The organism is Allobosea sp. LjRoot9 (genome assembly GCF_964252745.1).
Classification (GTDB): domain Bacteria; phylum Pseudomonadota; class Alphaproteobacteria; order Rhizobiales; family Beijerinckiaceae; genus Allobosea.
Genome location: NZ_CAXUPC020000007.1, coordinates 217,820 through 240,998, shown reverse-complemented (window position 1 = coordinate 240,998; position 23,179 = coordinate 217,820). Strand labels below are relative to the sequence as shown.

At 66.2% G+C, this 23,179-nt stretch carries 24 protein-coding genes; 9 read left to right on the top strand and 15 right to left on the bottom strand.

The annotated features are described in order from the left end of the window. Positions 1 to 107 precede the first annotated feature (107 nt). Positions 108 to 974 (bottom strand): ChbG/HpnK family deacetylase, encoded by an 867-nt coding sequence (locus tag ACSQ3P_RS24025; RefSeq protein WP_436167982.1) that lies wholly within the window; start codon positions 972 to 974, stop codon positions 108 to 110. Between the two features lie 271 nt (positions 975 to 1,245). Here ACSQ3P_RS24025 and ACSQ3P_RS24020 point away from each other — a divergent pair, with 271 nt between their 5' ends. Both ACSQ3P_RS24020 and murJ read left to right on the top strand, forming a co-directional pair. After that, positions 1,246 to 2,205 (top strand): glycosyltransferase family 2 protein, encoded by a 960-nt coding sequence (locus ACSQ3P_RS24020; protein WP_436167981.1) that lies wholly within the window; start codon positions 1,246 to 1,248, stop codon positions 2,203 to 2,205. Positions 2,206 to 2,304: 99 nt separating this feature from the next. After that, positions 2,305 to 3,831: a murein biosynthesis integral membrane protein MurJ gene (gene murJ / locus ACSQ3P_RS24015; RefSeq protein ID WP_436167980.1), complete on the top strand. Its 1,527-nt coding sequence runs from the start codon at positions 2,305 to 2,307 to the stop codon at positions 3,829 to 3,831. A gap of 9 nt (positions 3,832 to 3,840) precedes the next feature. Here murJ and ACSQ3P_RS24010 read toward each other — a convergent pair whose 3' ends face one another. The 3 genes from ACSQ3P_RS24010 to ACSQ3P_RS24000 form a co-directional block, all read right to left on the bottom strand. Further along, entirely contained in the window at positions 3,841 to 4,707 is an 867-nt protein-coding gene (locus ACSQ3P_RS24010; protein WP_436167979.1) for a branched-chain amino acid aminotransferase, read from the bottom strand. A gap of 126 nt (positions 4,708 to 4,833) precedes the next feature. Further along, complete coding sequence (locus ACSQ3P_RS24005; protein WP_436167978.1) at positions 4,834 to 5,151, bottom strand: AzlD family protein; 318 nt, start codon at positions 5,149 to 5,151, stop codon at positions 4,834 to 4,836. Continuing rightward, positions 5,138 to 5,869 carry an AzlC family ABC transporter permease gene (locus ACSQ3P_RS24000; protein WP_436167977.1) on the bottom strand — a complete coding sequence of 244 codons (732 nt, stop codon included), beginning with the start codon at positions 5,867 to 5,869 and terminating at the stop codon, positions 5,138 to 5,140. Before ACSQ3P_RS24000 ends, ACSQ3P_RS24005 begins: the two co-directional genes overlap by 14 nt. A 109-nt stretch (positions 5,870 to 5,978) precedes the next feature. Here ACSQ3P_RS24000 and ACSQ3P_RS23995 point away from each other — a divergent pair, with 109 nt between their 5' ends. Beyond that, positions 5,979 to 6,584 (top strand): 4'-phosphopantetheinyl transferase family protein, encoded by a 606-nt coding sequence (locus tag ACSQ3P_RS23995; protein WP_436167976.1) that lies wholly within the window; start codon positions 5,979 to 5,981, stop codon positions 6,582 to 6,584. Positions 6,585 to 6,592: 8 nt separating this feature from the next. On the opposite strand, the gene ACSQ3P_RS23990 is transcribed toward ACSQ3P_RS23995, so the two are convergent. The 7 genes from ACSQ3P_RS23990 to pheS all read right to left on the bottom strand — a co-directional run bounded on the left by ACSQ3P_RS23990 (position 6,593) and on the right by pheS (position 15,136). Then, on the bottom strand, positions 6,593 to 7,333 hold the full coding sequence (locus ACSQ3P_RS23990) for a TerC family protein (protein WP_436167975.1): 741 nt from the start codon (positions 7,331 to 7,333) through the stop codon (positions 6,593 to 6,595). Positions 7,334 to 7,352: 19 nt separating this feature from the next. Next, on the bottom strand, positions 7,353 to 8,042 hold the full coding sequence (locus tag ACSQ3P_RS23985) for a TerC family protein (protein WP_436168048.1): 690 nt from the start codon (positions 8,040 to 8,042) through the stop codon (positions 7,353 to 7,355). A gap of 162 nt (positions 8,043 to 8,204) precedes the next feature. After that, positions 8,205 to 9,284, bottom strand: coding sequence for a tartrate dehydrogenase (locus ACSQ3P_RS23980; protein WP_436167974.1), 1,080 nt, complete (start codon positions 9,282 to 9,284; stop codon positions 8,205 to 8,207). Then, complete coding sequence (locus ACSQ3P_RS23975; protein WP_436167973.1) at positions 9,281 to 10,192, bottom strand: alpha/beta fold hydrolase; 912 nt, start codon at positions 10,190 to 10,192, stop codon at positions 9,281 to 9,283. The genes ACSQ3P_RS23980 and ACSQ3P_RS23975 overlap by 4 nt, the downstream gene beginning before the upstream one ends. A 225-nt stretch (positions 10,193 to 10,417) precedes the next feature. Beyond that, positions 10,418 to 12,841, bottom strand: coding sequence for a phenylalanine--tRNA ligase subunit beta (gene pheT, locus ACSQ3P_RS23970; RefSeq protein WP_436167972.1), 2,424 nt, complete (start codon positions 12,839 to 12,841; stop codon positions 10,418 to 10,420). After that, positions 12,838 to 14,025: a ceramide glucosyltransferase gene (locus tag ACSQ3P_RS23965; protein WP_436167971.1), complete on the bottom strand. Its 1,188-nt coding sequence runs from the start codon at positions 14,023 to 14,025 to the stop codon at positions 12,838 to 12,840. Before ACSQ3P_RS23965 ends, pheT begins: the two co-directional genes overlap by 4 nt. Positions 14,026 to 14,053: 28 nt before the next feature. Next, positions 14,054 to 15,136: a phenylalanine--tRNA ligase subunit alpha gene (gene pheS, locus ACSQ3P_RS23960; protein ID WP_436167970.1), complete on the bottom strand. Its 1,083-nt coding sequence runs from the start codon at positions 15,134 to 15,136 to the stop codon at positions 14,054 to 14,056. A 128-nt stretch (positions 15,137 to 15,264) separates the two neighbouring features. On the opposite strand from pheS, the gene ACSQ3P_RS23955 reads away from it, so the two are divergent. Genes ACSQ3P_RS23955 through ACSQ3P_RS23940 form a run of 4 tightly spaced genes read left to right on the top strand, consistent with a single transcriptional unit; the run spans position 15,265 to position 17,699 of the window. Next, a complete protein-coding gene (locus tag ACSQ3P_RS23955; protein ID WP_436167969.1) occupies positions 15,265 to 15,705 on the top strand; it encodes a hypothetical protein in 441 nt (146 codons plus the stop codon). Positions 15,706 to 15,708: 3 nt separating this feature from the next. Continuing rightward, positions 15,709 to 16,233: a hypothetical protein gene (locus tag ACSQ3P_RS23950; RefSeq protein WP_436167968.1), complete on the top strand. Its 525-nt coding sequence runs from the start codon at positions 15,709 to 15,711 to the stop codon at positions 16,231 to 16,233. 8 nt (positions 16,234 to 16,241) lie between these two features. After that, positions 16,242 to 16,862 carry an SCO family protein gene (locus ACSQ3P_RS23945; RefSeq protein WP_436167967.1) on the top strand — a complete coding sequence of 207 codons (621 nt, stop codon included), beginning with the start codon at positions 16,242 to 16,244 and terminating at the stop codon, positions 16,860 to 16,862. A 54-nt stretch (positions 16,863 to 16,916) separates the two neighbouring features. Then, a complete protein-coding gene (locus tag ACSQ3P_RS23940) occupies positions 16,917 to 17,699 on the top strand; it encodes a TIGR00730 family Rossman fold protein (RefSeq protein WP_436167966.1) in 783 nt (260 codons plus the stop codon). A gap of 66 nt (positions 17,700 to 17,765) precedes the next feature. Here the strand turns inward: ACSQ3P_RS23940 and ACSQ3P_RS23935 are convergent, their stop codons facing one another. The 3 genes from ACSQ3P_RS23935 to rpmI form a co-directional block, all read right to left on the bottom strand. Further along, the gene (locus tag ACSQ3P_RS23935; RefSeq protein WP_436167965.1) at positions 17,766 to 18,989 is read right to left on the bottom strand and encodes a M20/M25/M40 family metallo-hydrolase; all 1,224 of its coding nucleotides are present in this window, start codon (positions 18,987 to 18,989) and stop codon (positions 17,766 to 17,768) included. Positions 18,990 to 19,183: 194 nt separating this feature from the next. Next, positions 19,184 to 19,573 carry a 50S ribosomal protein L20 gene (rplT, locus tag ACSQ3P_RS23930; protein WP_069690216.1) on the bottom strand — a complete coding sequence of 130 codons (390 nt, stop codon included), beginning with the start codon at positions 19,571 to 19,573 and terminating at the stop codon, positions 19,184 to 19,186. A 29-nt stretch (positions 19,574 to 19,602) separates the two neighbouring features. Beyond that, on the bottom strand, positions 19,603 to 19,803 hold the full coding sequence (rpmI, locus tag ACSQ3P_RS23925; protein ID WP_066609790.1) for a 50S ribosomal protein L35: 201 nt from the start codon (positions 19,801 to 19,803) through the stop codon (positions 19,603 to 19,605). Between the two features lie 277 nt (positions 19,804 to 20,080). Between rpmI and ACSQ3P_RS23920 the strand changes: the two genes are divergently transcribed. Continuing rightward, complete coding sequence (locus tag ACSQ3P_RS23920) at positions 20,081 to 21,103, top strand: amino acid ABC transporter substrate-binding protein (RefSeq protein ID WP_436167964.1); 1,023 nt, start codon at positions 20,081 to 20,083, stop codon at positions 21,101 to 21,103. A gap of 56 nt (positions 21,104 to 21,159) precedes the next feature. Here ACSQ3P_RS23920 and ACSQ3P_RS23915 read toward each other — a convergent pair whose 3' ends face one another. Next, entirely contained in the window at positions 21,160 to 22,053 is an 894-nt protein-coding gene (locus ACSQ3P_RS23915) for a LysR family transcriptional regulator (protein WP_436167963.1), read from the bottom strand. A gap of 96 nt (positions 22,054 to 22,149) precedes the next feature. On the opposite strand from ACSQ3P_RS23915, the gene ACSQ3P_RS23910 reads away from it, so the two are divergent. Further along, complete coding sequence (locus ACSQ3P_RS23910) at positions 22,150 to 23,145, top strand: aldo/keto reductase (RefSeq protein ID WP_436167962.1); 996 nt, start codon at positions 22,150 to 22,152, stop codon at positions 23,143 to 23,145. Positions 23,146 to 23,179 lie beyond the last annotated feature (34 nt).

Below are 23,179 nucleotides of genomic sequence, written 5' to 3'. Positions count from 1 at the left end.
AACATGGCGGAACGAGGTAAAGAATAACTTGCGTGAAGGAGAGATTTAGCGCTGTCGGCCGGCCGAGCCGTCTCTCATCAAAGAGTTAGAGCAGGATCGATCCTGCTCTAAGCGGCCGGCGAACGCGACGTAGGGCCCAGTTCCAAGAAACGGACCATGGCCAGGCCCTGGGGCGGCACGAAGCTCATCAGCGCCGCATGCTCCAATGGCCGCGTCGCGACGACCGGGTCGAGCCCTTCCAGCTCCTCATCGACGAAGCCCGGGTGACACATGACGAGATGAGCCGGCCCCGGCGCGACGAGGAAGCGCCCGAGATCAGCCTGGAAGTTGCGAGCAGGGTCGAAGGGCGACACGCCGGAAAAACCGCGATTGACCGGAATGCCGCGCCTCAAGGCCGATCGTCTCAAGCCCCGCGCCAGGCCGGCGATGACCAGCGCCTTGCTGGTCGCGACGCCGCGCCGGCGGATCGCGGCGGCCGTGTCGGCGGGATCGCGCAGATAGACCGCGCCCTCCCGGTAGCGCCTCTGCAGCGCCGCCAGCACCGCACCACGCACACCGGGCAGGACATGGGCATGCTGGTGCCCATCGAGGAAGTCCGGCGCGCGCCCCATCGCATCCTCGAAGGTGTCGAGCTGGCGCGCGATCTCGGCGGCAATCTCCGCGCGCGCCGTTCCCGACAAGAGCGCGGCCCGCGCCAAATCGCCGAGCTTCGGCAGGGTGCCATTGGCGGCCAGGCGCGGCATCGCGCCGAGCGGGGCGGCGCAGGTCAGGTTCAGGTGCAGGCCGAGATCCGCCCTGCCCGCCTGCGCCGCGAAGGCGCCGGCGAAGGACTTCCAATGCGGGCGGTTGGTCATCGCACCCGCCGCAGACAGCTTGCCGGCCTCGAGCAAGGACAGGATCGAGCGGCTGACTCCCTCCGTCAGGGCGAAGTCGTCGGCGCAGAGAACGAAGCCGGTCGTCATCTCGTCTGTCATCCCCAGTTCATCTGCGATCGGATAAGGGCCGTGCGCGGCTTGCTCCGACAGCCTTCACGGCACTTGTGAGCGCGCCAGCTTTACGGTTCTGTGCGGAAAGCGTCATCCCTTGTCGGGCAGGCGGCCGCAAGACCTCGTCGAGCAGGACTTTGTCGAGCAAGCTTTTGTCGAGATGGACGCCTGAGAGGTTCTGTTCGTGTCCGAGACGTCGCCCATCCCCCCTTCGGAAGTCCCGCGCCTCCGGGCCGGCCGGCCGGAGCTGTCTATCGTCGTGCCCGTCCATGACGAGGCTGACAATCTGCCGATCCTGGTCGAGCGGCTCAAGACGGTGCTGGCGGGTGCGGTCTCGTCCTGGGAGCTGGTCTGCGTCGATGACGGCAGCCGCGACGGCACGCTGTCCGTGCTGAAGCTGCTGAGCGCCAGCGATCCTCGGATCAGCGCCGTCTCGTTCAGCCGCAATTTCGGCAAGGAGATCGCCATCGCGGCCGGGCTCGACCATGCCTCGGGCGACGCGGTCGTGATCATGGACGCCGATCTGCAGCATCCGCCGGAGACGATCCTGGTCTTCCTGGAGAAATGGCGCGGCGGCTTCCTGAACATTTACGGCCAGCGCGCCAGCCGGGCCGGCGAGAGCGCCCTCAAGCGCAATCTCGCCAGGGCGTTCTACAAGCTGTTCGCGAGCTTCGGCGAAACCGAATTGCCGGAGGGCGCCGGCGATTTCCGCCTGCTCGACCGCAAGGTGGTCGACGCGCTGCGTGCCCTGCCGGAACGGGCGCGCTTCTCCAAGGGGCTCTATGCCTGGGTCGGCTTTCCCTCGATCGGCGTGACCTTCGAGGTCGCCGAGCGCCAGCATGGCGAGACCAAGTTCCGTTTCGGCAAGCTGTTCAGCTTCGCCTTCGACGGGTTGTCCTCCTTCTCGACCGTGCCCTTGAAGATCGCGACCTGGGCCGGTGTCGTGATCGCCGTCATCTCCACGCTCTCGGCCGCCTTCTTCCTGCTGCGCACGGTCTTCTTCGGCACCGACCTGCCCGGCTTCCCGTCGCTGATCGTCTCGATCATGTTCTTTTCCGGCATCCAGCTGATCTCGCTGGGCATGATCGGCGAATATGTCGGGCGCATCTTCGCCGAGGTGAAGCGCCGGCCGCTTTATCTGATCGGCGAACGCGTCGGTTTCGACGCCCGCACCGTCGACCATCCGCGCGGCGACGCCCTGCCGCCATTGATCCGGTAGACGGCGAAGCTGCATGGCCGCACTGGACCATCCTTCGAGACGCCGCTATGCGGCTTCTCAGGATGAGGGCTGAGGTTCCAGGCCGCCCCAAGGCACGCGATGTTCAGAAAAATCCTCTCCGTCGGCGGTTTCACGCTGCTCTCGCGCCTCTCGGGCTTCGTGCGTGACATCGTGCTGGCGGCCGTGCTCGGCGCCGGCCCGCTGATGGATGCGTTTTCGGTCGCGCTGCGCCTGCCCAACCATTTCCGCGCGATCTTCGGCGAAGGCGCCTTCAACCAGGCCTATATCCCCGCCTATGCCCGGGTCAGGCAGCAGGCCGGTGAGGCGGCCGCCGCGCTCTTCGCCGACCGGGTCTTCACCCTGAACCTGATCGTCCAGATCGTCCTGCTCGGGTTCGCCTTGCCCTTCATGCCCGATGTCGTGCGCCTGCTCGCGCCGGGATTCGCGCATGATCCGCAGCGCTTCGAACTCGCCGTCGCGCTGACGCGGATCACCTTCCCCTATCTGCTCTTCATCACGCTGGTGACGCTGCTCTCGGCAAACCTCAACGCCGTCGACAAATTCGCTGCGGCAGCGGCAGCGCCGATCCTGCTCAATCTCTGCCTGATCGCGGCGCTCGCCGTTGCCTTCCTGTTCCCCAATGCGGCCTATGCCGCCGCCTGGGGCGTGGTGATCTCCGGCTTCCTGCAATGGCTCGTGCTGGCGCTCGCGGCGCGCCAGGCGAATGTCGCGGCAGCCGTGGTGCGGCCGCGCGTCGATCTCGACGTCAAGGCCTTCCTGAAGGCGTTCGGGCCGGCCGTCATCGGCTCGGCCGGTGTCCAGATCGCGCTTTTCGCCGACACGATCATCGCCTCGCTGCTGCCCGCCGGCGCCTATTCCGCGCTCTACTACGCAGGCGGCCTCTACCAATTGCCGATCGGAGTCATCGCCATCGGCGTCGGCACGGTCCTGCTGCCGACGATGAGCCGCCTGCTCGCGGCAGGCGACGTCGCCGGCTCCGACAGGGCGCAGAACCGCGCCGTCGCGCTGACGCTGATCGCGGCCGCCCCCTTCGCCGCCGCATTCCTCGCCGTTCCCGAGCTGATCGTCTCCGCTTTGTTCGAGCGCGGGCGTTTCGACGCTGCCGCGAGCCAGGCGGCGGCGGCCGTGCTCTTCGCCTATGCGATCGGGCTGCCAGCCATCGTGATGATCCGCACCCAGGTTTCGAGCTTCCAGGCGCGCGGCGACACGACGACGCCGATGCTGGTCTCGCTGGCGGCCATCGCCGCGAATGTCGCGCTGAAATTGCTGCTCTGGCGCGGCTGGGGCGCGCCGGGCCTTGCGCTGGCGACCGCGGCGGGCGCCTGGATCAATGTCGGCGCGCTGTTCGTCCTGGGCGTGCAGCGCGGCTGGACACGGCCGGCGCGGGGACTGTCGGGCTTTGCCGCCATCGTCGTGCTGGCGGCCGTCCTGGCTGGCCTGGCGGCGCGCTTGTCCGCCCCCTCCCTGCTCACTGCGACGGCGTGGTTTCCGCTGCAGCCGAGGCTCGCGGCGCTCGCCTGCGTCGGGGCCGTGGCCGCGGCGATCTATCTCGCGATCGCCGCGCTGGGGCTCAAGCTCAGCAGGCTCGGCAGGCTGCTGCGCTGAAGTTGGACCTCACGCCGCCTTGGTGTGGGCGAAGTCCATGTAGAGCTCGCGAGCGCGGCGGAACATCGGGCCGGGCTGCAGCGTGATGTTGTCGATGCGGGTGACCGGCATGCATTTGGAATAGTTGCCCGAGATGAAGATCTCGTCGGCCTGCTCGAAATCGCTGTAGCGGAGGCTCATCTCCTCGACGGGAATGCCGTCCTGCCGCAGCAGGCCGATGACGCGCTGGCGGGTGATGCCGTTCAGGAAGGTGCCGTTGGGAGCCGGCGTCCTGACGACGCCGTCCTTGGCCAGGAAGATGTTCGAGGTCGCGGTCTCGGCGACGTTGCCCAGCATGTCGAGCACCAGCGCATTGTCAAAGCCGGCGGCCTTGGCGGCGCGCAGGATGCGGGCGTTGTTGGGATAGAGGCAGCCCGCCTTGGCGTCGGTCGGCATCGTCTCCATGGTCGGACGGCGGAACGCGCCTTGCGTCACCGAGAAGCCATTGGTCGGCTGCGGCATCGGCGCCTCGAACAGGCAGAGGCAGAACTGCGTCGAATCCGGGTCTGGCATGATGGTCGAGGGCCCGTCGGCCTCGCCCCAATACATCGGCTTGACGTAGAGCGCCGTGCCGGGGGCGAATTTCTTCACGCCCTCATGCGTCTTCTCGATGATGAATTCCTGCGTCACCGTGGCCTTGAGGCCGAGCGCCACGGCCGAGCGGTTGACGCGGGCGGCATGGGCGGCGAGATCGGGCGCGACGCCATCGAAATAGCGGCCACCGTCGAAGACCGAAGAGGCCTGCCAAAGCGCATGGCTGCGTGGACCCACCAGGCCGGGGTTGCCTTCGTGCCAGGCACCGTCGAACCAGCTCCACGTCTGAGAATACCATGCCATAGCGGCGCTCCAATTTGGTCAGTTTTACTGACAGACACCGTCTGCCCAGAGATCGCCGGCGTCAACATGGCGCAGGCCGCCAAGCGATGACGGGATGTGATGGAAGCGATCGGAAGCGGTGATCGATCAGAAGCCGAGCGCGCGCGCCGCCGAGACCGTCGCCATGCCGACGACCAGCGCCAGCAACTCGCTGCGCTTCAGAACCATGCTGCCGATCGCCGCGATGAGTGCGAGCGCGGCGGCGAAACCCAGCCGCTCGATCAGCGGCAGCACGGTCGCGACCACGATCGAGCCCGGCAGCGCCGCCAGCCCACGCCGGACGCGCGGCGTCAGCGGAATGAAGCCCATCATGATCACGCCGGAGATGCGGCAGAGATAGGTCGCCAGCATCATGGCGAGGATGACGAAAGCCGCGCCCCATGGGCCGGGATCAGGCAGGGTCATCGCTGAACGCCCCCGTAAGCGCGCCGGCAAGCGAGCCGACGATGATGAAGGCGTAGCCGTCGATCAGCTTCGCCGTGACCAAGGCGACGAGCCCCGCGACGACCCAGGGCACGGCCGCCCGCTTGCCACGCCAGAGCGGCACGATCATCGCGGCGAAGAAGATCGGCATGACCAGATCGATGCCGTATTGGCGCGGATCGGCCACCAGCGCGCCGAGCAGATATCCCGGAATCGTCGTCGCGACCCAGACGACCCAGAGCACGACGCCAGCGCCGATGATCACGCCCAGATCGCGCCCGCCCTCGCCATGGTAGCGTGCGCCGATCAGCCAGCTTGCATCGGTGAAGAGGAAGAGATGCGCGGCGTTGAGCGCCTTGGGATAAGGCGCGAACCAGGGCTGCAGCGAGGCGCCCTGCAGCACCATACGCGCATTCACCGTCGCGGTGACCACGGCAAGCCCCGCAATCGCCCCCCAGCTCCATTCCGGCCGCCACAGCTCCATCGCCACCAGCTGCGCCACGCCGGCATAGACCAGCGCGCTCATCAGCACGGTTTCCAGCAGGCTCAGCCCCTTGGCCGCAGCCGCCGCGCCGAAGGCGACTGCGAAGACGACGATGCCCGGCAGCAGCACGGAGACCCTGCGGACGCCCAGGCGCACGCCCTGCATGGTGAGCAAGGGGCGGGCAGGCTCCGAGGTCGGTTCGGGTGAAGCGGTCATGGCCCTTCAAGAACCTTAACGCCCCATACCGTCAACGGATGGCAGCACCGGCCGCGCATGAGGCCTGCGCAGGGCGGGACAAGAGCCAGTCCCATGCTAGCCTCGCGCCATGCACTGGCTGACCTCCCCCATCGCCGCCCCTGCCCTGCCCGCGACCTGGCTGATCGCGACCGGCGCGAGCCCGACCAACCTCGCCGAGCGCTCGGCCTTGCGGCGCGAGACGGCGCGGAGAATCATCGCCGCTCAGCTTAGCCTGCCGATCGAGGCCATCGCGGTCGGCCATGACGAACGAGGCCGGCCCCTGCTGGTTCGGCCGGCCGCGGCGGGGCTGCATCTCTCGCTCGCAACGCGAGCGGGCTTCGTCGCGCTGGCGCTGGCGCAGCATCCTGTCGGAGTCGATGTCGAGCGGGTCGAGCCCTTGGCCGCGCTACCGCTCGCGACCTTGCACCCGCAGGAGCGAAAGGCGCTGCTCGCCCTGCCCGAGCCGGCGCGGCCGCTGGCCTTCGCACAACTTTGGGCGGCCAAGGAGGCCTATGTGAAGGCGCTCGGCACCGGCTTCGCCCGCGCGCCGGAGAGCTTTGCGGTCACGCTGACCGCGCAGGAGGCCTTCAGCGTAAGCGATCCGGAACGGCTGACCTCAAGCTCCGGCTCAAGCCGCATCATCAAAAACGGCGGCCAGGAGAGCCTGGCCGCCGCGGTGGTGGTTCTCGGCTGAGCGGGCTCTCAGCCCGGCTCTCCAGCCTGCTTCTTCCTCAGCACATAGGCGACGAGGCAAACGAGCGCCGCGCCGATGGCCGAGGAGACGTAGTGCGGCATGGTGGCCGGACCGATTCCAAGCGCGCTGACATCTGTCGGCACGGGGGCGACCCAGCTCGGCATGTTGACCTGGAGCCATTGCAGCACGGCGATGTCGCCGATGATCATTTCCGCCGCGATCCAGCCGAGCAGGGCAGCGCCGAGCCAGACCAGGATCGGGAAGCGCTCGATGATCGAGGTCAGGAGCTGCGCGCCCATGATGATCAGCGGGATCGAAAGCAGCAGGCCGAAGATGAAGAGCTCGGGATGTCCGCGCGAGGCCGCCGCGATGGCGATGACGTTGTCGAGGCTCATCACGGCGTCGGCGATCGCGATGGTGCGCACGGCCCGCCAGAGATTGTCGCTCGCCTCGATCTCGTTATGGGCTTCCTCCTCACCCATGGCGAGCTTGATCGCGATCCAGAAAAGCAGGATGCCACCGGCCACCTTCAGGAAGGGCACGTTCAGTAGATAGCTGACCACGAGCGCGAAGACGATGCGCAGGCCGACGGCCGCGCCGGCGCCAAGCCAGATGCCGATCTTGCGCCGGTTTTCCGGCAGCGAGCGGCAGGCGAGCGCGATGACGACTGCGTTGTCGCCAGACAGGAGCAGGTCGATCCAGATGATCTGGAGCAACGACACCCAGAATTGGGATGATGAAAAATCCATAGGTCGGTCAGTCCCTGTGTCAGAGGGCCGGATCTGGCCGGCGCGGTTTCAGCCAATAGCCCAAGGCGAGCACGAGAAGCGCACCCAGGGCAGCGGCCGGATATTCGAAGCGATGCAGCGCATCGGCGCCGAACCGGGTGATGAGCCAGGGATCGCTGTCGAACATTTCGCCGGCGACCCAGCCGAGCAGCGCAGCGCCCGCCCAGACCAGAACCGGAAAGCGCGTCAGCAGGCTGGTGATGAGCGAGGCGCCGAGCACGATCAGCGGGATCGAGATCACCAGCCCGGCGACCAGGAGCGGGATCGAATCCTTGGCGACCGCGGCGATCGCCAGCACATTGTCGAGGCTCATGACGATGTCGGCGATCGCGACCGTCTGGACCGCCTTCCAGAGCTTGCTGCTGGCCGTGATCGAATCCTCGTCGCTCTCGCCATCCTCGATGATCAGCTTGACGGCGATCCAGACCAGCAGAAGCGCCCCGACGATATGCAGGAAGGGCGCGTTCAGCAGCGAGGCGATCAGCACGGTGAAGACGACGCGCAAGACCACTGCAACGCCCGCGCCGAGCGCAATACCCTTGGCTCTCTGCGCGGGCGCCAGCGCCCGGCAGGCGAGCGCGATCACCACGGCATTGTCGCCGGAAAGGACGATGTTGAGCGCGATGATCTCCGCCAGTTTTCCCCAGATCAGGGGATCGACAAAGGAAATCGAGGAGAGATCCATCAAGGCCAGCCCTTCCAGCAACGTCAGCTCAGTTTCTAGTCAACCCGGCGGCGCTTGTCTCGCCACCGGGGTCTTGGGCACCGGAGTCTTGGGTGCCAGGATCTTGGGCGCCAGGATCTTGGGCGCCAGGATCTTGGGCGCCGAGCTTCAGCCCAGCGCCTGCTCGACAGCCTTGCCCGCGGCTTCCGTTCCCAGCGAGCCGCCGAGATCGCGGGTGCGGGTGCGGGCGTCGCCGAGCGCGCGCTCGATCGCGGCCTCGATACCCTTGGCGGCTTCGATCTCGCCAAGATGATCCAGCATCATCGCGCCCGACCAGATCTGGCCGATCGGGTTGGCGATGCCCTTGCCCGCGATGTCGGGCGCCGAGCCATGAACTGGCTCGAACAGCGAAGGGTAGTCGCCGGTCGGGTTGATGTTGCCCGACGGCGCGATGCCGATCGTGCCGGTGCAGGCTGGCCCCAGATCCGAGAGGATGTCGCCGAACAGGTTGGAGGCCACGACCACGTCGAAGCGGTCCGGATTCAGCACGAAATGCGCGGTCAGGATGTCGATATGGTACTGGTCGACGGCGACGTCGGGATAGTTCTTGGCCATCTCCTTCACCCGCTCGTCCCAATACGGCATGGTGATCGAGATGCCGTTCGACTTGGTCGCCGAGGTCAGCTTTTTCCGCGGCCGGCGCATCGCCAGCTCAAAGGCGTATTTCAGCACGCGATCGACGCCGACCCGGCTCATCACCGTCTCCTGCATGACGATCTCGCGCTCGGTGCCGGCGAACATCTTGCCGCCGACCGAGGAGTATTCGCCCTCGGTGTTCTCGCGCACGACGAAGAAGTCGATATCGCCGGGCTTGCGGCCGACGAGCGGACCGGGAACGCCCGGCATCAGGCGCACCGGGCGCAGGTTCACATACTGATCGAACTCGCGCCGGAAGAGCAGCAGCGAGCCCCAGAGCGAGATGTGGTCGGGCACCTGCGCCGGCATGCCGACCGCTCCGAAATAGATCGCGTCATGGCCGCCGATCTTCTCCTTCCAGTCGTCGGGAAGCATCTTGCCGTGCTTCTCGTAATAATCGCAGGACGAGAAATCGAACTCGTCGAAGCGCAGTTCGAAGCCGTATTTCTTGGAAGCCGCCTCGAGCACGCGCAGGCCCTCGGGCATGACTTCCTTGCCGATGCCGTCCCCGGCGATGACGGCGATACGATAGACGCGATTGGTCCCACTCATGGGTTTCCTCCAAAGAAGGCCGTGAATTCGGCGGCGACGAGATCGGGAATCTCCTCCGCCAGATAATGCCCGCCCGGCAAGGCACGGCCTTGGACGTTCTCGGCGCGCTGCCGCCACAACGCCAGCGGCTCGAAGCATTTGCCGATGATGCCGTTGCCGCCCCAGAGCGCGAGCAAGGGCTGACTGAGCTTGCGACCGCCATCCTCGTCGTCATGGCGGATGTCGATGGTGGCGGCGGCGCGATAATCCTCGCAACTCGCATGGATCGTCTGTGGATCGCTGAAGCAACGCAGGTAATGCGCCAGGGCCTCAGGCGCGAAGGGCGTCAGCCCGGCCGAGCCGGAGCCGCATTTCTTGCGCCAGTAAGCCTCCGGATCAGCCCCGATCATCCGCTCCGGGAAGGGCGTGGGCTGGATCAGGAAGAACCAGTGCCAATAGGCGCGGGCGAAGGCGTCGCTGGTGTTGGCGTACATCTCGCGGGTCGGCGCGATGTCCAGCGTCGCGAGCCTGGTGACGCGCTCGGCATGGTCGAGCGCCAGGCGATGGGCGACGCGCGCGCCGCGATCATGCGCACCGACGAAGAAGCGCTGATGCCCGAGCGCCGTCATGACCTGCGCCATGTCGAGCGCCATGGCGCGCTTGGAATAGGGGAAATGCTCGGCATCGCTCGCCGGCTTGTCGCTGTCGCCATAGCCGCGCAGATCGGCGCAGACCAAAGTGAAGCGATCCTTCAGGCGCGCAGCGAGCTTGTGCCAGAGCGCATGCGTCTGCGGGTAGCCATGGAGCAACAGCAGAGCCGGCCCCTCCCCGCCCGTCCGGACACGGATGCGCGCGCCCGATGTCGCGACATCGAGCAGGCGGAAGCCGGGGAAGAGGCTGTCCTGGACAGGAATTTCGGTGACGGTCATCAGGGCCGCGTGGTTGCAATAATCGGTAGCCGATAGCCTGCTTCTCGAGCGATTGCGCGCGTCGATTATTACACAATCCTGATCAATAGCGGGCGGGCCTCAAGGCAAGCATGTGCCGGGAGCGGCAAGCCGTCATGCTCGCCCTTGTGGCGAGCATGACGGCTTGAACACCACCCTCGCCAAAGGAAGGCGTGGATCGGACAAGCCCGACCGTGACGTAGGGCGTCAGCCCCGCAGTGCCGCCCCATAGCGCTTGGCCATCTCGGCGACGATCTTGGCGCCGACCGCCTCGATCTCGGCCTCGGTCAGCGTCTTGTCGACCGGCTGCAAGGTCACAGCCAGCGCGACCGACTTCTTGCCGGCCTCGACGCCTTGCCCTTCATAGAGGTCGAAAACCGCGACATCGGCGATCAAAGCCCGGTCGGCGTTCTGCGCGGTCTTCATCATCTCGCCGGCCGCGACCTTCTTTTCGACGATGAAGGCGAAATCGCGCGTCACCGGCTGGAAGCCCGAGAGCGCCAGTTTCGGCTTGACCTTGGTCGGCTTGTATTTCGGCAGCGGCAGCGCATCGAGATGGATCTCGAAGGCGACGAGCGGGCCCTTGACGTCGAGCGCCTTCAGCACCTTGGGGTGCACCTCGCCGAAGGCGCCGATGACGCCCTTGGGGCCGAACTGGAGCGTGGCCGAACGGCCGGGATGCGCCCAAACCGGGCCACCCGCGACGATCTGCAGGCCGCCGACCGGGACGCCGAGCCCCGTCAGCAGGCCCATGAGATCGGCCTTGGCGTCGAAGGCATCGACGGGCCTGGCGGCACCGTCCCAATGGCGGCCGACGCCTTCCAGCCTCGCCGTGCCCCGGCGCAGGCCGGCCGCGGCGATGAACTGGCCCTCGGGCGTGTCGTCCTTGAAGACCTGCCCGACCTCGAACAGCGCGACGTCGCCGAGGCCGCGATCGGCATTGAGCTGGCCCGCGCGGATCAGCCCCGGCAGCAGCGAGGGGCGCATGTCGGAGAGATCGGCCGCAATCGGATTGGCGAGCACGAGCTGGCGCGCGCCGCCGCCGAACACAATCGCGGCGTCATGCGAGATGAAGGACCAGGTCACCGCCTCGACCAGACCGCGACTGGCGAGCAAGCGCTTGGCGGCGCGGGTGCGCTTCTGCAGCACGGTGAGGACCGGCTTCACCACCTCGCCCTTGATGCGCGGCAATGGCGTCGAGACGACACGGTCGAGGCCGGCGATGCGCACGATCTCCTCGACGAGATCGGCCTTCCCCACGACATCGCCACGCCAGGACGGAGCAGCGACCTTGACGCGCTCGCCGGCGCCCGAGACGTGGAAGCCGAGCGAGGTCAGCGCGACCTTCATCTCGATCTGCGGCAGATCGAGCCCGGTCAGGCGCTTGACCTCGGACCAGGGGAAATCGATGGCATGGGCGCTCTCGGGTAGATCACCCTCGAAGACCATCTCGGAGGCTTCGCCGCCGCAGAGATCGAGGATCATCGCGGTGGCGAGATCGAGGCCCGGGCGGGTGAAATCGGGATCGACGCCGCGCTCGAAGCGATAGCGCGCATCGGAGTTGATGCCGAGCGCGCGGCCGGAGCGAGCAATGTTGAGCGGGTCCCAGAGCGCGCTCTCGACCAGCACATCGGTGGTGGTCTCGTCGCAGCCTGAGGCCTCGCCGCCCATGATGCCGGCAAGCGACTCGACGCCATGCTCATCGGCGATGACGACCTGCTCGCCGGTCAGCGTGTATGTCTTGCCGTCGAGCGCCAGGATCGTCTCGCCATCCTTGGCGCGGCGCACCGTGAGATCGCCCGTGACCTTGGCGGCGTCGAAGACGTGCAGCGGCCGGTTGCGGTCGAAGGTCATGAAATTGGTGATGTCGACCAGCGCGTTGATCGGCCTGAGCCCGATGGCGCGCAGCCTCGCCTGCAGCCATTCCGGCGAAGGCCCGTTCTTGACGCCGCGCACCAGCCGCAAAGCGAAGACCGGGCAGAGGCCCTTGTCCGCCTCGGTGAAATCGAGCGTCACCTTGACGGGACAGGGATAGGTCCCGCGCACAGGCTGGGCCTGCGGCGTCTTGAGGCCACCGAGCCCGGCGGCGGCGAGGTCACGCGCGACGCCGGCAACGCCGAGCGCATCGGCGCGGTTGGGCGTCACCGCGATCTCGATCACGGCATCGTCGAGCCCGGCATAGGCGGCATAGGGCTGGCCTATGGGCGCATCCGCGGGCAAATCGAGGATGCCGTCATGATCCTCGGAGAGCTGCAACTCGGCGGCCGAGCAGAGCATGCCGTTCGACTCGACGCCGCGAATGACGCCCTTGCCGAGCGTAATGTCCTTGCCGGGGATGTAGGTGCCGGGCGGCGAGAACACGCTCTTCATGCCGGTGCGGGCATTGGGCGCACCGCAGACGACCTGCACAGGCTCGCCCGCGCCGCTGTCGACCATGCAGACGCGCAGCCGGTCGGCGTTCGGGTGCTGCTTGGCCTCGATCACATAGGCGATGGTGAAGGCCTGGAGAGCCTTCGCCTTGTCCTCGACGGCCTCGACCTCGAGCCCGACGCGGGTCAGCGTCTCCGTGACGGTGTCGAGCGAATCCGTGGTGTCGAGATGGTCCTTCAACCAGGACAGAGAGAACTTCATGAGTGTCCGTCACTTCTCAGATTGGCATGGGACATCGCGGGCGACGCAGCGTTGAGCTGGTCGTCCCCATCCGTCCGGATCTTCATGGAATTGCCGCGCCAGGTGACCTCGCCGGCGATGAAGGCATAGGCCCAGACGCCCGGGAAGATCAGATCCCGCAGCAACAGCGCCAGCGGCATGCGCCAGGAGAGATACCAGCCGACGCCATAGGCCAGCGCCATCTCCGCCACATACCAGGGCAGCAGCACGAGTGCCGGGCCAAGCCATGCGGAATATCCGTAGGCCAGCGCAGCGAAAGCCGCACACAGCGCCGGCAGCAGCGGGCCGGACAGGATCTCGGGCGCGAAGAAGGGCAGGAAGGTCACCCGGCGCAGGCGCGCCCAGCGGAACTGCCGCTGCACGACGTCATACAAGGAGCGCTCGCCCAAGGGCTGCTCGAAGGGCTGGCCGACGAGATGGACATGCTTGCCGGCCCGGCGCACCAGCTTGGTGGCGGCGGCATCCTCGGCGATTTCCTCGCCCAGCACGGCGATGCCGCCATTGGCATCGAGGAAGGGCTTGTTCCAGAGCATCGACTTGCCCTGCGCGAAGCCGAAGCCGAGCGCCTCGCCGGCATATTGCCAGCGCGCCTGGAAGGTGTTGAGGAAGGCGCATTCGAGTTCGGCCCAGAAGCCGTGCGGACGCGAGCCCGCCGGCGTCGAGCAGACGAGCCCGGTATCGGGCCGCCAGGAGGCCAGCATGCGCTGGATGTAATCCTTCGGCATCAGCACGTTGGAATCGGCCAGGATGACCCATTCGGTCGTCGCCGCGTCCCAGCCCTTGACGCAGTTGTTGAGCTTGGGATTGGCGCTGACCGCGACATCGCCGGTGATCAGGCTGACCCGCTCCGCGCCGAAGCGGCCGATCAGCTCGGCGATTAACGGCACGATCGGATCATCGGCATCGGCGACGCAGAAGATCGTCTGGTAGCGGGGATAGTCGAGCAGGAGGCCAGAGGTCGCCGTCTCCCTGCTGAAGGCCTCGATACCACGCACCGGCCGCACGATCGTCACCGGCGGCTGCGCGTCGAGCAGCGCGCAGCCGGCGTCCTTGCGGCGCAGGCGCACGAAGGCGATCGCCTGGCAGAGCAGATTGGTCGCGACGGCGAGCGCCGCGAACAGGCCAGCTGATGCCGCCAGGCTCACCGCAACCTCCCCTGATGCCGCCGCGCGCTCACGACGACAGCCCGCCCGTCAAGGTCGGCAGGTCGAGCGGCCGGAAGCCGTAATGGGCGAGCCAGCGCAGATCCGCCTCGAAGAAGGGGCGCAGATCCGGCATGCCGTATTTCAGCATGGCGATGCGGTCGATGCCCATGCCCCAGGCGAAGCCCTGGTAGATATCCGGATCGAGCCCGCAATTGCGCAGGACATTGGGATGGACCATGCCGCAGCCGAGAATCTCGAGCCAGTCCTCGCCCTCGCCGAAGCGGATCTCGCCGCCCTTGCGCGAGCACTGGATATCGACCTCGACCGAAGGCTCGGTGAAGGGGAAGAAGGAGGGGCGGAAGCGCATCTTGACGTTGTCGATCTCGAAGAACGCCTTGCAGAACTCCTCAAGCACCCATTTCATGTGGCCCATATGGGCCTTTTTATCGATGACGAGCCCCTCGACCTGATGGAACATCGGGGTGTGGGTCTGGTCGGAATCCATCCGGTAGGTGCGGCCGGGGCAGATCACCCGGATCGGCGGCTCCTGCGCCATCATGGTGCGGACCTGGACCGGCGAGGTATGGGTGCGCAGCAGCTTGCGCTCGCCATTGGCGTCGGGCGCGAAGAAGAAGGTGTCGTGCATCTCGCGGGCGGGATGGCCGACGGGGAAGTTCAGCTTGGTGAAGTTGAGGTCGTCGGTCTCGACATCCGGGCCTTCCGCGACGGAGAAGCCCATATCGCCGAAGATCGCGGTGATCTCGTCGATGACCTGGCTAATCGGGTGGATGCGGCCGCGCGCCTCGGGCCCCTCGCGGACCGGCAAGGTGATGTCGACGGTCTCGGAGGCGAGCCTGGCGTCGAGCGCAGCTTCGCCCAGCGCCTCCTTGCGGGCGCCCAGCGCGCCTTGCACCTTGTCGCGCAGGCCGTTGATCAGCGGCCCTTTTTCCTTGCGCTCGTCGGGCGTCATCGCGCCCAGCGTCTTGAGCAGCGCCGAGATCGAGCCGGCCTTGCCCAGCGCCGCGATCCTGACCTGCTCCAGGGCGGCCTCGTCCTGCGCGCCGGCGATGTCGGCAAGGAGGCTCGCGCCTAAGTTATCGATCTCGTTCATGCCTGCTCTGGTCCATTTGCGAGGCATCTTCTAGGGTGTCGCCAGCGCCGATGCTAGAGGCAATCATGCCGGCAAAGCAGCGCTGGAACGCGAAATCCGGGCAGTTGCACGGCTATGGGCGCAGTTGCATGACAATCATGTCTCACTGGCAGGCGATGGCGCTGGCGGCGGTTCTCTCTGCCCTCCCCCTCGCATCCGCCGCCGCGCAGGACGGCAAGCGCATCACCGTCACCGGCGAGATCAGCGACACCTGGTGCACGATCAGCGGGCTGATGTTCGCCAAGGGAACAGCTCACCATCAATGCGCCATCTGGTGCGCGCTCGGCGGCATTCCCGTCAGCATCCGCGATGCGAAGGGCGAACTCTATCTGATCCTGAAGATCGGCGACGACGAGGACAGCGCATCCAATCCCAGGATCGCGCGGATGGCGACGCACGAGGTCAGCGTCGACGGCGAATTGCTGGAGCGCGACGGGGTGAAATACCTGCTGGTCGACCGCATCGCCGACGACAAGGGCGTCATCACCATGACGCATGAGGAATACGGCATCCAGCCGTTCGGGAACTGAGCGATGAAGGCTCTCTCCACGATACGCCTCGCGCTGACGATTTTTACAGTGTCCAGCGCCGGCTCCTCCCTGGCCGCCGAAGCCTGGAATATCCCGCATGAGAAGGCAGTCGTCCTGAAGGGACGCGTCGTCGACGCGCTGTGCCAGCTCAAGGGCCGCTGCGCACCCGATTGCGGCGGTGGCAAACGGCAGCTCGGCCTGCTGCTGACGGATGGCACGTTCCGGCTCGTGGCCAAGTCGAACATCGATTTCGCCGGATCAATCCCCGATCTGATCGGCTTCTGCGGCAAGGAGATCGAGGCCGACGGGCTCCTGATCGAGAACCCGGCCATAACCTTGTTCTTCGTGCAGGGCATCAGGACCGATCCTGCACTGCCCTTCACGCCCGCCGAGCGCTTCAAGGCGGACTGGGAGACGCAGCACGGCAAGGCCGAGGAATGGTGGCGGGCCGATCCGCAGGCCAACCGCATCATCGCCGAGGACGGCCCTCTCGGTATCAAGGGCCTGCTGCCCAAGCCGAAGCCGTGAGGCCGGGCATGACGAACGGGACCGCCCGCAGGCGCTTCCTGGCGGGGCTCGCCGCCTTCTCCTGTTCTCCGACACTCGCGCAAGATCATGGCGGCCATTCCCATGCCGCTTCTGCTGGCCCTCCCCCTGATCGCTTGGCGACGCAGTTCGGCGGGCCGTTCACGCTGACCGACCATAACGGCCGGCGCGTCAGCGATCGGGACTTCCGCGGCCGCTTCATGCTGGTCTATTTCGGGTTCACCCGCTGCACCGACACCTGCCCCGTCGATCTGCCGATCATCGCTCAGGCACTCGATGCGGTCGGCCCGCTCGCGGACAAGCTCGTGCCGCTCTTCATCACGGTCGACCCCGGTAACGATACGCCACCGGTCATGGCGACCTATGTCGCCGCCTTCCACCCGCGCCTGATTGGGCTCACCGGCAGCGAAGCGGAGATCGCGGCAACGGCCAAAGCCTACAAGGTGCATCGCCGCAAGCTGACACAGCCTCACCATGGCGCGGGCGAATATGCGGTCGATCATGGCTCGCTGACCTATCTGATGGGGCCGGACGGGCGCTTCGTGACGTTGCTGCCGCATAATTCGGGAGCCGAGCGGCTGGCCGCGATCCTGCGGAAATATCTCGCCTGAGGCGACAGGCCGCGTCTGCGTGGTTATGCAGGGCATACCCACAGGACCGATGCCATGGCCGACAACACCGCCCAGAAAACCTCGCCCTCCTATCGCCTCGCCGCGCTCGACCCCGACTTCATCCTCGGCGATTCCACGCGCGGGGCGCGCTTCATGCTCGAATACCAGAAGGCCGAGGATAGCCTGCGGGCACGCGGCATCGCCTCGACCATCGTCGTCTTCGGCTCGGCGCGCGTGCGGGAGGGCAATCCCTGGTACGAGGCGGCGCGGGCTTTCGCGCGGATCGCCTCGGAACGCGGCGGCGCTCTGACGCAGGCTGGCGGCGCTCTGGCTCAGGCCGGCGATGAGCACCGGCATGTCATCGCCACCGGCGGCGGGCCGGGCATCATGGAGGCGGCCAATCGCGGCGCGACGGAGGCCGGGGCGCTCTCGATCGGCCTCAACATCACCTTGCCGCATGAGCAGGAGCCCAATGCCTGGTCGACGCCGGACCTGACCTTCCGCTTCCATTATTTTGCGATGCGCAAGATGCATTTCGCCATGCGGGCAGCCGCACTCGTCGCCTTCCCCGGCGGGTTTGGCACGCTGGACGAATTGTTCGAGGTGATGACGCTGGTCCAGACCAGCAAGATGCCGCCAGTGCCGATCGTGCTCTATGGCAGTGCCTTCTGGAAAGGCCTGCTCAATCTCGACACGCTGCGCGAAGCCGGCTTCATCCGGCCGGAGGACCTGTCGCTGTTTGCCTATGCCGACACGCCCGAGGAGGCCTATGCCCGCATCGTCACTGGCGCAGGCGACGCCTGGGAGCCGGCGGCGAAGGACAGCGTGCAGACGTGAGGCTTGGCTTGTCAGGCACCGTCATATCCATCGAATGCCATGACAAGCATTGGCCGATAAGGCCGTTTATTCGCCGACGAAGCCAGCCACGGCGAGGATGGTTGTAAGGCTGGCCGTCATGCCCGATACGCTGGCGATCTTCTCGACATCGATCCACTCGCCCAGAGAATGCGCCCGGCCGCCGGTGCCGCCCGAACCGATCTTGATCGCGGGGATACCGAGGCTCATCGGAATATTCGCGTCGGTCGAGGACGCCTCGTGCGTGGGCGCAAAGCCCTGCGCCTTCACGGCTGCAGTCGCGAATTGGACGATATCGGTGTCCATGGCCGTGTTGCCGGCGGGACGGTCCCCCAATGTCCTGATGTCGACGGTGATGGCCCCCTCGCTGGTCGAACGGATCGCGTTCTCCTGCTCGACTGCTGCGGCCACGATCTCGCGCCAACGTGCATCCAGCTTGGCAAGCTGCTCCGCCGATTCCGATCGAAGGTCGATGTCGACCCACGCCTCCTCGGGGATCGCGTTCACCGAGGTACCGCCGCCGACGATGGAGGCACAGAACGTGGTGCAAGGTGTTTCCGGCACCTGGATGCGGCCGAGTTCCACGATCGCCTGCGCCATGGCGTAAATCGGGTTCACGATCCCGAACGCCTTGAAGCTGTGTCCGCCTGGCCCTTTGAACCGGACGGAATAGCGTTTCGAACCGACGCCACCGACCACGATATTGTCCACCGGCGGACTATCGACGGTTATGAAGGCCTCGATCTGGTCGCGATACCGCCCCTTGCTGAAGAGATGGCGCACGCCACGCAGGTCGCCGAGCCCTTCTTCACCGACATCGCCGACGAACAGGATATCGTTGCGTGTTCGGATGCCGGCAGCGTCCAGCGCGCGAATGAAAGCGAGCAGGACGGCAAGGCTGCGGGTGTCGTCACCAATTCCCGGTGCATAGAGCTTCGTGCCTTCGCGGCGCACGGTGACGTCGGTTCCTTCCGGGAAGACCGTGTCGAGATGCGCGGCCACCACGATCAGTCCACCATTGCCGGTGCCGCGCCTGACGCCCATGACATTCCCGATCTCGTCCTGCTCGACATCGTCCAGGCCATGCGCACGCAGCATCTCGAGAAAGGCCGCGGCGCGCCGGTCCTCCTTGAAAGGTGGCGATGGAATCTCGGTCAGCGTGATGATGTCGGCGACGGTGCGGTCGTGATCGGCGTCGAGCTTTTCGACCGCGACCTTGAATGTCGGATGGCTGGTGATCGCGGCGATTTCGGAGGCGTGGTCGCGCTGCACTGGCATTTCCCCATTATGCGGTCGGTGGCCTTGCTACGGCGCAAGCTGTGCCGTCAGCCTCGGTGCAGCGCAAGGGTTCGTGGCGAAAATTGAAGTCCGCAGCGCACATCACCGATGGAGCGAGCGCGCATACCGAGACAAAGAAAAGGCCGGCATCGCTGCCGGCCTTTTCCAAATCAGTCAGGCAAAACCGCTCAGGCGGCCTTGCGCTCGCCGGCGTTGGGCTCGGCGGCCAGAGCGGCCTTGACCTGCTCGACGACGGCCGTGAACGAGGCCGCATCGTCGATCGCCATGGCCGAGAGGGTCTTGCGGTCGAGCTCGATGCCGGCCTTGGTCAGGCCGTTGATGAACATCGAGTAGACCAGGCCGTGCTCACGCACCGCAGCGTTCAGGCGCTGGATCCAGAGCGCGCGGAACGAGCGCTTCCGGTTCTTGCGATCGCGATAGGCGTATTGCATCGAGCGATCGACGGCCGCCTTGGCGGCGCGGATCGTATTCTTGCGGCGGCCATAGAAGCCCTTGGCGGCCTTGAGTGTCTTCTTGTGCTTGGCATGGGACGTTACGCCCCGTTTCACGCGAGCCATGTGATGATCTCCGGAAGGTTAGGGTGGCGTCAGCCGTTGGGGAGGAAATACTTCTTCACGTTGGCCGCATCGCCCTCGAAGAGGACGTTGGTGCCGCGGTGATTGCGGAGCTGCTTATTGGTCCGCTTGATCATCCCGTGACGCTTGCCAGCCTGGGCGTAGAGCACCTTGCCGGTTCCGGTGATCTTGAAGCGCTTCTTGGCGCTCGACTTCGTCTTGATCTTGGGCATTTCAACTCCTCGTGGATCGCGCGCGCCAACAATGCGCCGCTTCATTTTTGCTTGTTCAAGAAGTGCTCTTGGGGAAGCAAAGATCGACCGCCACGGCAGCCCTTATCAGCCGGGCGATCGAAGGCCGGGCGTATGACAGAAAAGCCACGCAATGGCAAGGGCGCGACAATGGCGCCCATAAGCCGCTTGACGAGATCGACGGAAGGCGCGTCAACACGTCACCATAGCGTCTCACACGGCCCGCTAAGAGGCCCACATTACCTTAAGAGGAAACGTCATGCGAACTTCATTGGTCGGACTTCTGGCCGGCATCGTCCTGAGCGCAGCGGCCAGCGCGCCTGCCCTCGCCCAGTCGACGCTCGACAAGATCAAGCAACGGGGCCAGATCATCTGCGGCGCCAGCGAGGGTGTGCCCGGCTTTTCGCTGCAGGACGGCAACGGTGCCTGGAAGGGCTTCGATACCGATATCTGCCGCGCACTCGCAGCCGCCATCTTCAACGACCCCGACAAGGCCTCCTATCTCTCGCTTTCCAGCAAGAACCGGCTGGTGGCCTTGCAGAGCGGCGAGATCGACGTGCTGGCGCGCACGACGACCTGGACCCTCGGGCGCGATGTCGGCCAGGGCCTGACCTTCACCGCCGTCAACTACTATGACGGCCAGGGCTTCATCCTGCGCAAGAAGCTGAACGTCGCCAGCGTCAAGGACCTCAACGGCGCTTCGATCTGCGTCGCCCAGGGCACGACGACGGAGCTCAACCTCGCCGATTACGGCCGCACCCACGGCATCAAGTTCGAAACCGTCGCTTTCGCGACGCTGGAAGACACCGTGCAGGCCTATGAGGCGGGGCGCTGCGACGCCTATACCACCGATCTCTCGGCGCTGGCTGGAACCCGCAGCCGCCTGAAGGCCCCCGACGAGCATGTCCTGCTCGGCGAGGTGATCTCGAAGGAGCCGCTCGGCCCCTGGGTCCGCAAGAACGATCAGGCCTGGTTCGATATCGTGCGCTGGACGGTGTTTGCCCTGGTGAACGCCGAAGAGCTCGGCGTCACCCAGGCCAATGTCGCCGAGATGCTCAACTCGAAGAACCCGGAAATCCGCCGCCTGCTCGGAGTCGAGGGCAAGTTCGGCGAGGGGCTCGGCCTCAGCAACGACTGGGTCGCGCGCATCGTCAAGACCGTCGGCAATTACGGCGAGAGCTTCGAGCGCAATTTCGGGGCGAAATCGGGTATCAACCTGCCGCGCGGCGTCAACAAGCTCTGGACCGATGGCGGGCTGCAATTCGCGCCGCCCATCCGCTGACGGCACGACGCCAAAAAGGGGGCGGGGATCGAGAATCGCCCTGCCCCTTCTGATCTTCAGCGGCTTTCGACCCGAAAGAAGTCGATGAAAGCCCTGAGCGCCGGCCGCATCTGGCGGCGGCTGGGATAGTAGATGTGGAAGCCGTCGAAAGGCGGGCACCAATCTTCCAGCACGCGCACCAGCCGGCCGTCGGCGAGGGCGTCGCGAACATAGTCCTCGAAGACGAAAGCGATGCCGGCTCCATCGATGGCGGCCTGCACGATCAGGTGATCCTCGCCCAGGATCAAAGGCCCCTCGACCGGCGGCTCGATGGCGACGCCCTCCTTCTCGAACTCCCAGCGATAGATCACGCCGCTGGAGAAGCGGAAGCGGATGCAGCGATGAGCGGACAGGTCCTGCGGCCGCTCCGGCCGGGGCCTGCCTTCGAAATAGGAGGGCGCAGCGACCGCCGCCCCCCGCATCGAAGGCCCGATGCGCACCGCGATCATGTCGCGCTGCAGGCTCTCGCCAAGCCTGATACCTGCGTCGAAACCACCCTCGACGACGTCGGAAAACCGGTCCTCGATCACGATCTCCAGCACGATTTCCGGAAAGGCTGCGGCAAAGGCGCCGAGCTTCGGCGCCAGCACGGTATGGGCCGCCGTGCGCGGCACGGTCAGCCGGAGATTGCCGGCGGGCTCGTCTCGGGACGCGACCGCCGCTTCCAGCGCAAGATCGATTTCCAGCAGCGCCGGGTGCAGCCGCTCCAGCAACTGGGCTCCGGCTTCCGTGGGCGCGACGCTGCGCGTGCTGCGTGCCAGCAAGCGAACGCCCAAGCCGGTTTCCAGCGCCGATACCGCATGGCTGACGGCGGAGGGCGCGATGCCAAGTTCCTTCGCCGCGTCGCGAAAGCCGCCATTCCGGGCAACAGCCGCCAGGACGGCCAATTGCGAGAGATGACTACGGCTCATTGCTCTATTTAATCGATCAAGGCGTGCAATCTCAAGCTGATTATCGAACGAAGCCAGCGGCACTATCTGAACCTCATCACAGCAGAGGAGCCCGTGATGAAAACCCGCAAGCTTGGAACTGAACTGAGTGTCTATCCTGTCGGCCTGGGCTGCATGGGAATGAGCTTCGCCTATGGCGGCCAGGAAGAGAGCGCCGCCATCGCCACGTTGCGCCGCGCCGTCGACCTTGGCGTGACCCTGTTCGACACAGCCGAGGTCTATGGCCCCTACGACAATGAAATCCTGATCGGCAAGGCGCTGAAACCCGTACGCGAGAAGGTCGTGATCGCCACGAAATTCGGCTTCAAGATCAGCCGGGATGGCGAAGGGCCGGCGCGCATGACCGGCGTCGACAGCCGGCCAGAGCACGTCAAGGCCGTCGCCGAGGCTTCGCTAAAGCGGCTCGGCGTCGATGTCATCGATCTCTACTACCAGCACCGCGTCGACCCTGCAGTGCCGATCGAGGAGACGGTCGGCGCGATGGCGGAACTGGTCCGTGAGGGCAAGGTCCGTGCACTCGGCCTGTCGGAGGCGAGCGCGGCGACGATCCGGCGGGCGCATGCGGTGCACCCGATCGCCGCCGTGCAGAGCGAGTATTCGCTGTGGAGCCGCGAGCCGGAGGCGCAGGTGTTCTCCACCTGCCGTGAGCTCGGCATCGGCTTCGTTCCCTACAGCCCTCTCGGTCGCGGCCTGCTGACGGGCGCGATCAGCAAACCCGACCAGTTGGGCGCCGATGACTGGCGCCACACTTTGCCCCGCTTCCAAGCCGAGGCGATGGCAGCCAATGCGGTCATCGTCGACGAGCTGACGGCGATCGCGGCGCGAAAGGGCGTGACGACGGCGCAGCTGGCGCTGGCCTGGGTGCTGCACCAGGGCGACTTCATCGTGCCGATCCCCGGTGCCCGGAAGATCGCAAACCTGGAGCAGAACGCATCCGCTGCCGCCATCAGCCTCAGCGCGGCCGAGCTTGCGGCCATCGCCGCGGCGACATCACCCGAGCGGGTCGTCGGCAACCGCTATACCGAGGCTGCCCTCGCCTTGGTCGACGGCTGAGCCGGATGCGCCGGCCGGCGAGACCGAGCGACCG

Bases quoted from the DNA above. Each gene is read 5' to 3' on its own strand.
- ACSQ3P_RS23920 (WP_436167964.1), top strand. From the start codon at position 20,081: ATGCGAACTTCATTGGTCGGACTTCTGGCCGGCATCGTCCTGAGCGCA.
- rplT (WP_069690216.1), bottom strand. From the start codon at position 19,573: ATGGCTCGCGTGAAACGGGGCGTAACGTCCCATGCCAAGCACAAGAAG.
- ACSQ3P_RS24005 (WP_436167978.1), bottom strand. From the start codon at position 5,151: ATGACCCTGCCTGATCCCGGCCCATGGGGCGCGGCTTTCGTCATCCTC.
- ACSQ3P_RS23995 (WP_436167976.1), top strand. From the start codon at position 5,979: ATGCACTGGCTGACCTCCCCCATCGCCGCCCCTGCCCTGCCCGCGACC.
- murJ (WP_436167980.1), top strand. From the start codon at position 2,305: ATGTTCAGAAAAATCCTCTCCGTCGGCGGTTTCACGCTGCTCTCGCGC.
- ACSQ3P_RS23980 (WP_436167974.1), bottom strand. From the start codon at position 9,284: ATGAGTGGGACCAATCGCGTCTATCGTATCGCCGTCATCGCCGGGGAC.
- ACSQ3P_RS23975 (WP_436167973.1), bottom strand. From the start codon at position 10,192: ATGACCGTCACCGAAATTCCTGTCCAGGACAGCCTCTTCCCCGGCTTC.
- ACSQ3P_RS24000 (WP_436167977.1), bottom strand. From the start codon at position 5,869: ATGACCGCTTCACCCGAACCGACCTCGGAGCCTGCCCGCCCCTTGCTC.
- ACSQ3P_RS24025 (WP_436167982.1), bottom strand. From the start codon at position 974: ATGACAGACGAGATGACGACCGGCTTCGTTCTCTGCGCCGACGACTTC.
- ACSQ3P_RS23940 (WP_436167966.1), top strand. From the start codon at position 16,917: ATGGCCGACAACACCGCCCAGAAAACCTCGCCCTCCTATCGCCTCGCC.
- ACSQ3P_RS23910 (WP_436167962.1), top strand. From the start codon at position 22,150: ATGAAAACCCGCAAGCTTGGAACTGAACTGAGTGTCTATCCTGTCGGC.
- ACSQ3P_RS23950 (WP_436167968.1), top strand. From the start codon at position 15,709: ATGAAGGCTCTCTCCACGATACGCCTCGCGCTGACGATTTTTACAGTG.
- pheS (WP_436167970.1), bottom strand. From the start codon at position 15,136: ATGAACGAGATCGATAACTTAGGCGCGAGCCTCCTTGCCGACATCGCC.
- ACSQ3P_RS23915 (WP_436167963.1), bottom strand. From the start codon at position 22,053: ATGAGCCGTAGTCATCTCTCGCAATTGGCCGTCCTGGCGGCTGTTGCC.
- ACSQ3P_RS23955 (WP_436167969.1), top strand. From the start codon at position 15,265: ATGACAATCATGTCTCACTGGCAGGCGATGGCGCTGGCGGCGGTTCTC.
- ACSQ3P_RS23990 (WP_436167975.1), bottom strand. From the start codon at position 7,333: ATGGATTTTTCATCATCCCAATTCTGGGTGTCGTTGCTCCAGATCATC.
- ACSQ3P_RS24010 (WP_436167979.1), bottom strand. From the start codon at position 4,707: ATGGCATGGTATTCTCAGACGTGGAGCTGGTTCGACGGTGCCTGGCAC.
- pheT (WP_436167972.1), bottom strand. From the start codon at position 12,841: ATGAAGTTCTCTCTGTCCTGGTTGAAGGACCATCTCGACACCACGGAT.
- rpmI (WP_066609790.1), bottom strand. From the start codon at position 19,803: ATGCCCAAGATCAAGACGAAGTCGAGCGCCAAGAAGCGCTTCAAGATC.
- ACSQ3P_RS23945 (WP_436167967.1), top strand. From the start codon at position 16,242: ATGACGAACGGGACCGCCCGCAGGCGCTTCCTGGCGGGGCTCGCCGCC.